Here is a 13,500-nt window from a genome sequence, read left to right as displayed (position 1 = left end):
CCAGCAACGCGGGGCAGAGCCCCGCCCACTGCTTACTTCTTGTCGTCGTCTTTGACTTCTTCAAACTCCGCATCGACAACGTCGTCGCCGGCCGCTGAGGCTTCAGGCTGCTCACCGCCCGCCGCTTCCGCTTCTGCCGCTTGCTCGGCGTACATCTTTTGCGCCAGGCCAGCAGAGGCTTCGCTAAGCTCTTTGGCAGCCGCTTCGATAGCCTCGACGTCGTCGCCTTTAACGGCCTCGTCAACTTTCACCAGTGCTGCCTCGATGGCTGACTTCTCTTCGTCACTCGCCTTATCGCCAGCTTCTTCCAGCGTTTTGCGAGTCGCGTTAGCCAGACCTTCGGCGTTGTTGCGCGCAGTGACCAGCGCCTCAAACTTCTTATCAGCTTCGGCATTCGCCTCGGCATCGCGCACCATTTGCTCGATCTCGTCCTCGTTCAAGCCGCTGGAAGCAGTGATGCGAATAGACTGCTCCTTGCCAGTTGCCTTGTCTTTGGCCGATACATGCAAAATACCGTTGGCGTCGATGTCGAAGGTCACTTCGATCTGCGGCAGGCCGCGCGGTGCCGGCGGAATGTCTGCAAGGTCGAAGCGGCCGAGTGACTTGTTCGCCGACGCCTGCTTACGCTCACCCTGAACCACGTGAATGGTTACGGCAGTCTGGTTGTCTTCCGCGGTCGAGAACACCTGCGACTTCTTCGTTGGGATAGTCGTGTTCTTCTCGATCAGCGGTGTTGCCACACCACCCATGGTTTCAATACCCAGGCTCAGCGGGGTGACGTCGAGCAGCAATACGTCTTTTACATCACCCGACAGTACCGCACCTTGCAGGGCAGCACCCATCGCAACGGCCTCATCCGGGTTCACGTCACGGCGCGGCTCTTTGCCGAAGAATTCAGTCACTTTAGACTGCACCAGCGGCATACGCGTCTGACCACCAACCAGAATCACCTCATCAACTTCAGAGGCAGACAAACCGGCATCTTGCAGCGCCGTTTTCATTGGCTCCAGCGAACGCTTCACCAAATCCTCAACCAGCGACTCCAACTTGGCACGGCTCAATTTAACAACCAAGTGCTTAGGACCGGTGGCATCTGCCGTGATGTAAGGCAGGTTAACCTCGGTTTGCTGACTGGAAGACAATTCAATCTTCGCTTTTTCAGCCGCTTCTTTCAGGCGCTGAACTGCCAGCGAGTCACCTTTCAGGTCAATACCGTTTTCTTTCTTGAACTCTTCCGCCAGGTAATCAATCAGGCGCAGGTCAAAATCCTCACCACCCAGGAAGGTGTCACCGTTGGTCGCCAGCACTTCAAATTGGTGCTCGCCATCCACCTCGGCAATTTCGATGATCGAGATATCGAAGGTACCACCACCCAGGTCGTACACGGCTACGGTGCGATCGCCCTTGGCCTTGTCCATACCATAGGCCAGCGCAGCCGCCGTCGGCTCGTTGATAATCCGCTTCACTTCCAGACCAGCGATACGGCCGGCGTCTTTAGTCGCCTGACGCTGAGAATCGTTGAAGTAAGCAGGAACCGTGATAACCGCCTCGGTGACTTTTTCACCTAGGTAGTCTTCAGCGGTTTTCTTCATTTTCTTCAGTACTTCCGCAGAGATCTGCGGGGGTGCCAGCTTTTCACCCTTTACTTCAACCCAGGCATCGCCGTTGTCGGCTTTGCTGATGGTGTACGGCACCATCTTGATGTCTTTTTGAACAACATCGTCCTCAAAGCGGCGACCGATCAGGCGCTTAACCGCATACAGGGTGTTGTTCGGGTTCGTCACCGCCTGACGCTTGGCGCTCTGACCAACCAGAATTTCATTGTCGTCAGTGTAAGCAACAATAGAAGGCGTGGTGCGACCACCCTCGGCATTCTCAATAACCTTTACCTTGTCGCCATCCATTACCGCCACACAGGAGTTGGTGGTGCCAAGGTCGATACCAATAATTTTACCCATAACTTTTCTCCGCATTCGCTGTTTACTGCGAGAGGCACCCAGGCCCCGTTAAACTCTGTTCTTGCTGTAGATATTGGTCCGTTTTTCTCAATTTCAAGCCGGCCATCAACATCTCAGGTGTGAATATTTGGCAGTTACTCCGCCTTCGCGACCACAACCATAGCCGCGCGCAGCAGGCGCCCGTTCAGGGTGTAGCCCTTTTGCATCACATCAATCACCGAGTTCGGCTCCGCACTCGGGTTAGGCACCATCGCCATCGCCTCGTGGAATTCCGGGTCAAATGGCTGACCTGTTGGATCGATCTGTTCAACATTGTGGCGCGCCAGCGCATCCAGCAATGATTTGCGCGTCAACTCCACACCTTCAAGAATCGGCTTCAGCGCCTTGTCTTCGGTATCGGCAGCCGCAAGCGCGCGATCCAGGTTGTCCGCCACGCTCAACATATCCCCGGCGAACTTCTCCAGCGCAAACTTGCGCGCGTTCTCGGCATCTTTCTCGGCGCGGCGACGTACGTTCTGCGCCTCTGCTACAGCGCGCAACGCCTGCTCTTTGGCATTGGCCGCCTCTTCACGCGCGGCGTCCAGCTGCGCCTGAAGATCATCTCCCGCATCGGCGCCCTGCTCTTCAGCAACCTGCTCAACCGATTCTGCCTGCTCCGCTGCCAGCTCTTCAGCCGCGGCTGTTTTATCTTGTTCCTCTGCCACCTTAGCAGCCTCCTTCATTTCGCCGGACGGCCCAGCCGCCCAATAACTTCCGCACCCCGAGGGTGAGCTTCCCCGTGTATGGGGGCTCTGCCAGGTTTTTCAAGGCCGTCGGTATTTTTAATTCCCGGAACGCAACCAGGGCTTGAGCGGGCACAGCCAACTACTGTATAAATAACCATACATCTTCATTTTGGAGCCGCCACCATGCTGGTTCATTTAAGCGTCAGCAATTTCGCCATCACCCAAGCCCTGGAAATCGAGCTACAGCCGGGAATGACGGTATTAACAGGCGAGACCGGCGCCGGCAAATCGATCATGCTCGACGCACTCGGCCTGACACTGGGCGACCGCGCAGACAGCGGCGTTGTGCGGGCGGGCGCCGAACGCGCCGATATCCACGCCGAATTCGATATCAGCGATATTCCCCTGGCCCGCCAATGGCTGCAGGAGCGAGAGCTGCTAGCGGGCAACGAATGCCGGCTGCGCCGAGTAATCACCAAAGAGGGGCGGTCGCGCGCCTATATCAACGGCCAGCCCGCCACCGTAAACGACACCAAAGAGCTCGGCGGCCTGCTCATTGATATTCACAGCCAGCACGCCCATCAGTCCCTGCTTAAAAAGCCCTATCAACGCCAGCTGCTCGACGCCTTTGCCGGCGCCAGCGAACTGTGCAGCTCACTGGGGGAAGACTGCCTGCGCTATCAGCGCATTAGCAAACGTCTCAACGAACTCGAAAGCCACCTCGATGAGCAAAACGCCCAGGAACAACTGCTGCGCTACCAACTCGACGAACTAGAGCGCCTCGATATTCAGCCCGGCGAAATTGAAGAACTGGAGATCCAACAAAAGCAGCTCGCCAATGCCGAGCAAATTCTGGCCGCTAACCACCACAGCCTGGCGCTGTGCCGCGAAGGCGAGGTCAACGCGATGGGTATTTTGCATCAAGCGCTCTCGTCACTGAGCGGCTGTCAGCACGGCCACCCAGCGCAAGAAGCCGCCATCAGTCTGATTGAAAGCGCGCGCATTCAGATCGAAGAGGCCGCCAGCGAACTGCAGCGCGTCACCGACGAAACGGAACTGGACCCCCAGCGCCTGCAAGACGTTGAACAACGGCTCGACGCCATCTACCAAACCGCGCGCAAACACAAGATTCAACCCGAAGAACTTCCCGAGCTGCAACAATCGCTGCAACACCAGCTCGAGCAGCTCGACGCAACCGATGAAAAGCTCGATGCCATGCGCCAGGAGCAACAGCAGGCGCTCAGCAACTACCAGAGCAAAGCCAAGAAGCTGAGCAAGCTGCGCAGCGCCGCCGCGTTAAAAATGAAAAAACGTATTGAGGGCAAACTGGGCGAACTGGCAATGAAACACTGCGAAGTGGAGTTTGCCATTATTCCTCTTGCTGACGATGAGCCGCACAGCCACGGCGCCGAAGACATCGAAATTCGCATTCGCAGCAACCCCAACGCCGCGATGGGCCCGCTGCATAAAATTGCCTCGGGCGGCGAATTGTCGCGTATCAGCCTGGCCATACAAGTCGTCACCGCCCAGGTTGCCGCCGTCCCGACAATCGTCTTCGACGAGGTGGACGTGGGCATTGGCGGGGCGACCGCAGAAATTGTCGGCCAGCTACTCAACGACCTGGGCAAACGCAGCCAAGTGCTGTGCGTCACCCACCAGGCACAGGTGGCCAGCCAGGGCGACCACCATATTCGCGTTAAGAAAACCGGCAACAAGACGGCCTTGCGAACCGAGCTGGAGCCGCTGGCAGAAGATCAAAAAATCGAGGAAATTGCCCGAATGCTGGGCGGGATAGCGATAACCGAGAACACCTTGGCACACGCCAGAGAAATGCTCGGCATACGCCACTGAACGCGGGCGGCAGCGCCGCCCGCAAGATAAGCGTTACTTCTTGGGACGAACGTACAACACCAAGCTGTGATCGACGAGTTCAAAGCCGCGCTCTTCCACCAGTTTGTGTTGGCGCTCTTCAATGACATCGTCGTAAAACTCGATCACCTCACCACTCTCCATACATACGATATGGTCGTGGTGCTCGCCCTTGGCCAATTCAAAAACGGAATGCCCGGCCTCAAAGTTGTGGCGCACCACCAAGCCGGCGGCCTCAAACTGAGTGAGAACACGGTAAACGGTCGCCAGGCCCACATCTTCACCAGACTCCATCAGCGAACGGTAGACATCTTCCGCACTGAAGTGCTGATTTTCAGCTTCGGCCTGCTCAAGCAGTTGTAGAATTTTTACCCGAGGTAGGGTGACTTTAAGCCCAGCTTTGCGGAGCTCTTGATTTTCGCTTGACATAAACCACTGACCTTAGCGTTGTGTTTAGGTTTGCGCTATTATCCCTGCCTCTGCGAGTGATTGGAACCCTGACTATGTTTTTGCGTATTGCTACCGCCAGCCTGGTAATTTTGCTTGGCGCCTGCAGCTCTCTGGAGTTTCCCGGCGTTTACCGCCTGCCCATCGATCAGGGCAACATCATCACCCAGGAAATGGTAGATCAGCTTGAAATCGGTATGAGCCGCAGCCAGGTTGAATACGTTATGGGCACGCCGCTGATTCGCGACAGCTTCAGCCCCGACCGCTGGGATTATGTGTACACGCTGAATAAAGAAGGCAAGCCCGCCGAGCGCCATCAGCTCAGCGCGTACTTCCAGGGCGACAAACTGGTGCGCATTGTTACCGACGTTAAACCCTCAGCCGAGGGGAAAATTAGCAGCAGCAGCGCCGAGGCCGACGCCCAAGCCGCTAGCGAATAAGCAGGTCAAGCCTGCTTGCGAGCCTTGGCTTTAGCCGCCCGCTGTTTGCGAACCTCTTTCGGGTCGGCGATCAGCGGCCGGTAGATCTCCACGCGCTCGCCATCGTTGAGCGCCTGCGCATCAGGCTTGCTCACCACCTTGCCAAAAATCCCCACATCCGCACTGGACAAATCCAGCTCGGGAAACTGGCTGTCCAGCCCCGACTGCATTACCGCATCGCGAACTGTCGACCCAGCGGGTAACTCTAACGCCACAATGCGCTGCTTATCCGCGAGTGCATAGGCGACTTCAACATGTACTGTTTGATTGTTATCCATATTGCTCTTTCGCACGTTTAACCAGGGCATCGACCAAATTATTGGCCACAGAATTAAATAATTGACGCGTCGCCGCACCCGCCAGCGCATTGCTCAACGCAAATCGCAGATGCAGGCTCACCTTGCAGGCTTTGTCACCCAGCGCCAGTAACTCCCATTCGCCGCGCAGCTTTTCGAAGGGGCCGTCGAGCAGCTCCAGCACAATGCGGCGCGGCGGCGTAAGCTGATTTCGCGTACTAAAGCTCATTTTGATCCCCGCTCGCGACAAATCCAGCCTCGCCTCCATCATCGACCCATCCGCCAGCAGTACCTCAGCGCCAACGCAGCCATCCATATACTGCGGATAAGCTTCAACATCGTTAATAAGCTGATATATCAATTCTGCTGAGTATGGCAGCAGCGCGCTGCGGCGAATATCGTTCATGCGGAGGGCTTCCGGTACTGGGTTATAGCTGTAAGCGCTGATACAAGCCTAGTGATAGCAGGCAAAGCAGCGCTGGCGGCGCAATATACCGCAACATACGCAACCAAAGCCAAAAAAAGCCCTGCTCCAGCCAGTGTTCCCGGCCACCGTAGACATTCTTGGGCACCCGCCACGCTGCAAATAACACAAAACACAGCGCGCACATCGGCAACAGAATATTCGCGACCGCGATATCCAGCCACTCCATCGCCGTTCGCGAGAACCACTGCAGCGGTGACGCCACCTGCAGCGATGCCAGGGAAAGCTCACCCACCGCAAACACCGACAAACCCACCGCAACCGCCGCCACCCAGCGCGGCAACGCCCAGCGCTCAACCAAATAGGCCACTACGGGCTCAAATAGCGCGACAACCGTCGTCAGCACCAAAATGCTCAACAACACATACAAGCCGGTACCGGCAATATCGCCAAAGGCCAAGTTGCCAAAGCTGTAAGGCAGGCTAATAAACAGCAATGCTGGCCCCTGGCCTGCCACAATATGCTGGTCGCTGACCAGGGCGATTAAGATCAGCCCGCCGAGCAGCATCGCCAAAGTATCGATAACAGCCAAGGCCAACAACTGGCGGGTAATCGAGCGCCCGGACGGGAAATACGCCCCGTAAGCCATCAGCGCCGCCGTGCCTAAACCGAGGGCATAAAACGCCTGCTGTAGGGCAGACAGCAGCGCCTGCCAGGAAAAGTCTCCCGGGCGGAAATCAAACAACGCACGCCACGCCGCGCCGTAATCCCCCAGCTCATAACTGAAATACAGCAAGCTGAGCATGACCAATAACAACACCGGCAACAGAATACGCAGCACCATGGCCATGCCACGGTTAACACTGATCGACGACAGCAACACCGCCAGCGCCACAAAAAAACCGTGCGCGCCGCGCGCCTCCTCGGGACTGGTCAGCAGCCGCTGGAATTCGCCCGCGATGGTATCGAGGCTCGCCGCCTCCATCACCCCTGACGACATTTTCATTATGTAGGTCAGCAACCAACTGGCAACAACCCCCAGGTTTGCCGCTAACAACAGCGCCGTTAGCGCCGCCAGCTGGGTGACCAAGGACCAGTGGCGAAACGCGCCAGAGAAATGGGCGATTTGATCCACCGCGTGAATGGGGTTGGCGCGGGCGCGCACGGCGATACGCACTTCGGCGATAGCCACCGGCAACACCACCAGCAACAAGAAGACGAGGTAAGCCACCAGGTATACCGCGCCACCATTGGCGGCGAGCTGTTGGGGAGCCTTCCAAAAGTTACCCAAACTCACAACAAGGCCGGTCGCGGCCGCTAGAAATGTCCAGCGACTTGACCAGATACCCTGAACTTTATTCTTCTTGAGGGCCATATACCGCCGGCGAAAGTCATCAAAGCAGCGCTATTTTTACCTTAGCGCCATAGGTTTTGCCAGCGAGTCACTCTATAATCGCCGCCATGAGCAAAAAGAAACCCAAGAACACTAGCAGCACGATCGCCCTGAATAAGAAGGCGAAGCACGACTACCACCTCACTGAAAAATTTGAGGCGGGCTTGGCGCTGCAAGGCTGGGAAGTGAAGAGTCTGCGCCAGGGCAAAGTGCAGATCACCGACACCTATGTGCTGCTAAAAGACGGTGAAGCGTTTCTGCTCGGCGGCAATATTACCCCACTACTCAGTGCCTCCACCCATTTTGTGACTGACCCCGGCCGCACGCGCAAACTATTGCTTCACAGCAGAGAACTGCGCAGACTGGAGGAAGCGACCCAGCAAAAGGGCTACACCTGCGTGTGTACCGCCCTGTACTGGAAAAAGCATTTGATAAAGGCGGAGATCGCCCTGGCCAAGGGTAAGAAAGATCACGACAAGCGCGAAACTGAAAAGAATCGCGACTGGGACCGCCAGAAACAGCGCATACTGCGCCAACACAATTCGTGAGTGACACACGCCCGAGCCGATGAAAACTCTCTACTTGTTAAGGCATGCCAAATCCAGCTGGGATGACGACCAGCTCAACGATGCCGAGCGCCCGCTGACCCGCCGCGGGAAACGAGACTGCGGCTTGGTCGCTCACCAATTAGAGCGCAACCATAAAAAGTTTCCGCAGGTATTTTGCAGCTCCGCCAATCGCTGCCAGGAAACCCTTCAGCGCTTCCGCACCGAATCAGATGTTTTCGACCACGCCGAGATACACATCACCGAAGACCTCTACACCTTCGACATGCAGCAGCTGCTCACCTGGCTCAAAGAGCTGGGCAACCAGTACGACAACGCCCTGATTATCGGCCACAACCCTGCATTGTTCGACTTAGTGAATTATCTCTATGACGGCAAACTGGACCAGCTTGGCACCTGCACCTTTGTCGAGCTGGAAATCAACGTTGAGTACTGGGACCAACTGCGCCCCGACAGCGCCAAGCTGCAAGACCTTATACGCCCCAAACAATTGCGCTAAGCCGCTGCACCAGGAAGCCATTGCCGCATGAGCGAGCCAGAAGTTCTCAAGAATATTCGCATCGTTCACGATGTTCTCATCCTCAAGAAAAGCCACAAGCTTATTCGCCGTATGCAGCGCGCACTGGCCCAGCCAGAGATTCACGGCTACCAGGTGTGGGGCTCGTCATTTTTGATCATGGACTACCTGCTACAACACCCTCCCCGCCGCGGCAGCAAAGTGATGGAAATCGGCTGCGGCTGGGGAATACTGGGTATTTTCTGCGCGCAGCAGTTCAAGTCCAAGGTGACAGCCATCGACGCCGACGAGCACGTCTTCCCCTACCTGGATGCCCACGCCCTGCTCAATGATGTCAGCATCACTCAGCGCGTAGCTCGCTATGAAGAACTCACCGCCAACGATATGAAAGGCCAAAAAATGGTGCTGGGCGGCGATATTTGCTTTTGGCCAAAGCTGGTACAGCCGCTTTTCAATGCCATTGAAACGGCTCTCGCTGCCGGCGTGAAAACCATCATTATCGCCGACCCCGGCAGGCCACCTTTCCACAAGCTCGCACGCAAATGCGAAAAGGCGTTTGGCGCCGAATTGATCGACTGGGAAGTGAGCCACCCCAAAAAGCAGAGCGGCGAATTGCTGGTTATTAAAGCCTAAACGTTAGCTGCGCTTCTTCTTAGCTTTTTTGCCTTGCGGGCGCGCTTTATAGTCCAGCTTAGCTAAGCGCGGCAGTTTGCCCGATTCCAGATAACTATGTATCTGCAACTGTGAGCGCACTCTTGGTGAACTCTTCTTGCGCGGACGAAAGGCGTTAGTTTGGCTGGGATCAATCACCCGCGCCTTCACATTGTCGGCCCACTGAATATCGATAATGTTCTGAATGCGCTGCTGAAGCTCGGGGCTGTATATCGGGCAAGTGACCTCAACGCGGAAGTCGATATTGCGCGTCATTAAGTCCGCCGATGAAATATAGTAACGAGGCTTGCCGCTATTGCGGAATATATACACCCGAGGGTGCTCCAAAAAGCCGTCGACAATACTGATGGCTTCTATATTTTCACTCAAGCCCTTCACGCCCGGCACCAAGGAGCACATGCCCCGCACAATCAAGCGTATCGGCACACCGGCCTGGCTCGCCTCATACAGCTTGTCGACCAGTTCGCGATCAACCAGATTATTGCACTTAAGCGTTATGCCACACTCATCGCCGCGCTTGGCCGCATCGATCTCTGCCTGAACATTTTCAATCACTCTATCGCGGCTATTCAGCGGCGAAACTGCAAGGTGCTGGAAGTTGTGCCGCTTGTAGGTGTAGGCAATAAAGTCAAAGACCTTCGCCACCTCATCGCCAATGGCTTGGTCGTAGGTAAGCAGGCTGAAGTCGGTATATACCTCAGCGGTCTTCTCGTTGAAGTTACCGGTTCCCACGTGGCTGTAGTATTTCTGAACGCTGCCTTCCTGGCGGCTAATAGAGATCAACTTGCTGTGCACCTTCAAGCCCGGCACACCCAAAATGACGTTAACACCACCATCGGTCAGGCGCTGCGAAAGGGCAATATTCGCCTCTTCATCAAAACGCGCCTGCAATTCAACCACCACCGTAACTTCCTTGTGGTTGGCCACCGCATTGAGCAGCGCGTCCACAACATGTGAGTTGGAGGCAACCCGGTACAGACTGATGCGAATAGACTTAACTGCCGGGTCGATGGCGGCGGTCTTCAGCAAATCGGTCAGGTAGTCAAAGCTGTGATACGGATAAAACAGCAGAAGGTCGCGCTCGCGCATGCAGCTGAGAATATTGTCCGCCGCATCAATCTCGGGCACGCGGATTTTCGGCAGCGACTTGCTATCGAGATAGGCCGGCCCCAGGTTGGGAAAGCGCATAAAGTCTTTGGAGTTGTGGTACCGCCCGCCGGGAATCATGGAGTCCAAACGGCCCAGCCCCAGGCGGCGCACAAGGTACTCCAACATGTCATTAGGCATTTGCGCATCGTAAACAAAACGCACCGGATCGCCTTTGCGACGACGCTTCAAACTTTGCGTCATTTTCTCCACAAAGGTTTGCGTCACTTCCTCGCCAAGCTCCAGCTCTGCATCGCGCGTTAGCTTAATGGTATAGGCCTCTGCCGAGTCCAGCGGGAACACGCCACGAAAAACCTGCGGCAGGCACACGCGAATCATATTCTCCAGGGCAATTAGCACCTTGCCTTTTTTACCGTTGCGCCCGGGAATGCGCACGAAGCGCTCGATCCGCGTGGTGGGCACTTCAAGCAAGGCAAAGCGCGTCTGCCCCTGATAGCTCAGCTTAATCGCCAAATAGATCGACGCGTCATTCAACTCCGGCATTGGGTTGGCTTCGTCCAAAACGATCGGCACCAGCTCTTGCTGAATGTGGGCATGGAAATAATTGCGCACATACTCAATCTGAGAATCGTCGAGCTGCTTCTCGTTGATAACGTAAATCTTGCGGCGGCGCAGTTCTTTAAGGTTGGCGTTATAGGTCGACTCAAAGCGATGTTGCAGCTTCAACACCTTCTGGCGAATCTCTTCCAACAGCTGCTTGTATTCTTCTTGCTTAGAGGGCGTGGAGAACGCGGCCAGACGACGCACATCGGCAACACGAACACGAAAGAACTCATCCAGGTTGTTGGAAAAAATACCGAGGTAACGAATGCGCTGAATAATCGGCACTGACGGATCGGCCGCTTCCTGCAACACGCGATCATTAAACGACAGCCAGCTCAGCTCCTTGGCTATCCACGCTTTATCGGTGTTCGACTCCGCCATATCAGCAACCCTTACCCTTCAATAAAACACAACGTCGCGCGCGAGCTTAGTTGTTATACATGTCAGCAGTATTACAGTGTACGACGGTCGCAATTACCTTGCACAGGCCTTACACTCAGCCTTCGCATTGGGAATTAATACATGGCACAAAACACCGATTCTTACGCTGCGCTGGACCTCGGCTCAAACAGCTTTCACCTTCTGATTGCCAGTTTTCAAGACGACAAACTTCGCATTATCGACCGCCACAAAGATATGGTGCGCCTTGCCGCGGGCCTAAACGACGACGGCGTACTGAGCGAAGACGCCCAGCAGCGCGCCCTCGACAGCCTGGCCAAAGTCGCCAACCGCCTTCGCGGCGTGCCGCGCAGCCAGGTGAGAATAGTCGGCACCAATACCCTGCGCGCCGCCAGCAACGCCAGCGACTTTATGCAGCGCGCCGAAGCCATACTCGGCCTGCCCATCAACATTATCTCGGGTACAGAAGAAGCCCGGCTGGTCTATCTTGGCGTGGCCAATGACCTCGCGGTAGAAAAGCAAAAACGCCTGGTTATCGATATTGGCGGCGGCTCCACCGAGCTTGTTGCCGGCAAGCAAAACCCCAAGCTGCTGGAAAGCCTGCCGATGGGCTGCGTGAGCTACAGCATGCGCTTTTTCAACAACGGCGACATTAGCGAGAAGGCCTTTAAGCGCGCCGTCAACGCCGCCCGCCAGCTCATCTCCCCCTATGTAGAACAGTACAAAGACCAATGGCAGGAAGTGGTCGGCTCCTCCGGCACCATACGCGCCATCAGCAAAATCGCCGCCGAAATGGCGCTGTGCGACACCGGGCAAATTACCCGCGACGCCATGCAAGCCATCAAACAACAGCTGCTAAAAGCCAGCCACACCAGCGAACTGCAACTGCCCGGACTCAGCGACGACCGCCGCGACGTTATCCCCGGCGGCTTTGCCGTGCTCTATGCCCTGTTCAAAGAAATGGACATACCCGAGCTGCATATCTCCAGCTACGCCGTGCGCGAAGGCATTATTTACGACCTGGCCGGCCGGCTGCACCACAAAGACCGCCGCGACGAAACCATTCGCCAACTCATCGAGCAGTACCACATCGACCCCCTCCAGGGTGACCGCGTCGCCCAACTGTGCAAACGCTGGCTGCCCGCGCTGGAGCCGCGCATGAACAGCGACTACCAAGAGGCGGAAAAACTGCTGGTCTGGGCCGCGCAATTGCATGAACTCGGGCTGGCCATTGCCCACGGCGGCTACCACAAGCACGGCGCTTACATACTGAAGAATGCCGACTTGTCGGGCTTTTCCAGACAAGAACAAGCGCGGCTCAGCATGCTGGTACTCAACCACCGCCGCAAACCCAAAAGTCTGGGTATTGCCGAATACGGCGTCACGCCCGACTGGGTAATGATCAGCCTACTGCGCCTGGCCTGCCTGTTTTACCGACGCCGCCAGGCCTTCGAACTCACCCACGATATCACCCTGCAGAGCCCCGAACCCGACCTTATCGAGCTAAACGTGCCCCAAAGCTGGCTGGACGCCAACCCACTCACCGCCGCCGACCTCTGCGACGAAGCCGAGCTGCTTGCTAAAAGCGTGAACATCCAGCTAAAAATTCAGCCCCAAGACCCCAAGCAATGAACTTTGCTAGTGCCGCTGTAGTCGAAGTGGTACGATACGCTATTGCAGATTTCGGGGCCGATTTGGATTCGACGCCGGTTACAAAACTCTGTGGTGCATGCCGTGAGGACAGCGAATCACGTAAATCCAAAGCTGTTAACTTATAGTTGCCAACGACGACAACTACGCTCTAGCGGCCTAAACCCCGTTAGCGGTTGCTACCGGATGCTTGTAAACGGGACGCAACCGTCAGATAGAACAAGCTAGCTGTGACGTTTGTCTGAGACCGATCAGCGAAACCTTTAATCAGAATCGCCAACTACGTCCTGACCGTTGGGCTGTAAGCGGCTAAATCAATAAACGGAAGCTAAGCATGTAGAGCCCCGAGCGGCGGACTGGCGGACGGGGGTTCAATTCCCCCCGGCTCCACCAAT

Annotated in this window: 13 protein-coding genes and 1 other RNA gene; 7 read left to right on the top strand and 7 right to left on the bottom strand. The window is 56.1% G+C overall.

The features are described from left to right. Window positions 1–32 precede the first annotated feature (32 nt). Window positions 33–1,958 (bottom strand): molecular chaperone DnaK, encoded by a 1,926-nt coding sequence (dnaK, locus tag B3K78_RS00695; RefSeq protein ID WP_286693927.1) that lies wholly within the window; start codon window positions 1,956–1,958, stop codon window positions 33–35. Window positions 1,959–2,092: 134 nt separating this feature from the next. Then, entirely contained in the window at window positions 2,093–2,680 is a 588-nt protein-coding gene (grpE, locus tag B3K78_RS00690; RefSeq protein ID WP_414711275.1) for a nucleotide exchange factor GrpE, read from the bottom strand. 186 nt (window positions 2,681–2,866) lie between these two features. Between grpE and recN the strand changes: the two genes are divergently transcribed. Further along, complete coding sequence (gene recN / locus B3K78_RS00685) at window positions 2,867–4,534, top strand: DNA repair protein RecN (RefSeq protein ID WP_204996138.1); 1,668 nt, start codon at window positions 2,867–2,869, stop codon at window positions 4,532–4,534. 33 nt (window positions 4,535–4,567) lie between these two features. On the opposite strand, the gene fur is transcribed toward recN, so the two are convergent. Continuing rightward, on the bottom strand, window positions 4,568–4,981 hold the full coding sequence (gene fur, locus B3K78_RS00680) for a ferric iron uptake transcriptional regulator (RefSeq protein ID WP_027874169.1): 414 nt from the start codon (window positions 4,979–4,981) through the stop codon (window positions 4,568–4,570). A 74-nt stretch (window positions 4,982–5,055) separates the two neighbouring features. On the opposite strand from fur, the gene B3K78_RS00675 reads away from it, so the two are divergent. Continuing rightward, the gene (locus B3K78_RS00675; protein ID WP_239547741.1) at window positions 5,056–5,439 is read left to right on the top strand and encodes an outer membrane protein assembly factor BamE; all 384 of its coding nucleotides are present in this window, start codon (window positions 5,056–5,058) and stop codon (window positions 5,437–5,439) included. Between the two features lie 5 nt (window positions 5,440–5,444). Here B3K78_RS00675 and B3K78_RS00670 read toward each other — a convergent pair whose 3' ends face one another. The 3 genes from B3K78_RS00670 to B3K78_RS00660 are packed head-to-tail and all read right to left on the bottom strand — an operon-like array spanning window position 5,445 to window position 7,573. Further along, complete coding sequence (locus tag B3K78_RS00670; protein WP_204996137.1) at window positions 5,445–5,756, bottom strand: RnfH family protein; 312 nt, start codon at window positions 5,754–5,756, stop codon at window positions 5,445–5,447. After that, a complete protein-coding gene (locus tag B3K78_RS00665) occupies window positions 5,749–6,180 on the bottom strand; it encodes a type II toxin-antitoxin system RatA family toxin (RefSeq protein WP_286693925.1) in 432 nt (143 codons plus the stop codon). The genes B3K78_RS00670 and B3K78_RS00665 overlap by 8 nt, the downstream gene beginning before the upstream one ends. A 22-nt stretch (window positions 6,181–6,202) precedes the next feature. After that, complete coding sequence (locus tag B3K78_RS00660; RefSeq protein ID WP_286693924.1) at window positions 6,203–7,573, bottom strand: SLC5/6 family protein; 1,371 nt, start codon at window positions 7,571–7,573, stop codon at window positions 6,203–6,205. Window positions 7,574–7,659: 86 nt separating this feature from the next. Between B3K78_RS00660 and smpB the strand changes: the two genes are divergently transcribed. The 3 genes from smpB to B3K78_RS00645 are packed head-to-tail and all read left to right on the top strand — an operon-like array spanning window position 7,660 to window position 9,307. Then, window positions 7,660–8,139 carry an SsrA-binding protein SmpB gene (gene smpB / locus B3K78_RS00655; RefSeq protein WP_286693923.1) on the top strand — a complete coding sequence of 160 codons (480 nt, stop codon included), beginning with the start codon at window positions 7,660–7,662 and terminating at the stop codon, window positions 8,137–8,139. A 19-nt stretch (window positions 8,140–8,158) separates the two neighbouring features. After that, entirely contained in the window at window positions 8,159–8,656 is a 498-nt protein-coding gene (locus B3K78_RS00650) for a SixA phosphatase family protein (protein ID WP_286693922.1), read from the top strand. A 27-nt stretch (window positions 8,657–8,683) separates the two neighbouring features. Further along, window positions 8,684–9,307, top strand: a complete 624-nt coding sequence (locus B3K78_RS00645; RefSeq protein ID WP_286693921.1) for a class I SAM-dependent methyltransferase — start codon at window positions 8,684–8,686, stop codon at window positions 9,305–9,307. Between the two features lie 3 nt (window positions 9,308–9,310). Here B3K78_RS00645 and ppk1 read toward each other — a convergent pair whose 3' ends face one another. Further along, window positions 9,311–11,437, bottom strand: a complete 2,127-nt coding sequence (ppk1, locus tag B3K78_RS00640) for a polyphosphate kinase 1 (protein ID WP_286693920.1) — start codon at window positions 11,435–11,437, stop codon at window positions 9,311–9,313. A 141-nt stretch (window positions 11,438–11,578) separates the two neighbouring features. Here ppk1 and ppx point away from each other — a divergent pair, with 141 nt between their 5' ends. Continuing rightward, on the top strand, window positions 11,579–13,087 hold the full coding sequence (gene ppx, locus B3K78_RS00635; protein ID WP_286693919.1) for an exopolyphosphatase: 1,509 nt from the start codon (window positions 11,579–11,581) through the stop codon (window positions 13,085–13,087). Window positions 13,088–13,140: 53 nt separating this feature from the next. Next, window positions 13,141–13,498, top strand: a transfer-messenger RNA (tmRNA) gene (gene ssrA, locus B3K78_RS00630). Window positions 13,499–13,500: the final 2 nt, after the last annotated feature.

The sequence above is a fragment of the Spongiibacter sp. UBA1325 genome (genome assembly GCF_002306875.1).
GTDB classification, from domain to species: domain Bacteria; phylum Pseudomonadota; class Gammaproteobacteria; order Pseudomonadales; family Spongiibacteraceae; genus Spongiibacter; species Spongiibacter marinus.
This window is presented reverse-complemented; position numbering and strand designations above follow the sequence as displayed.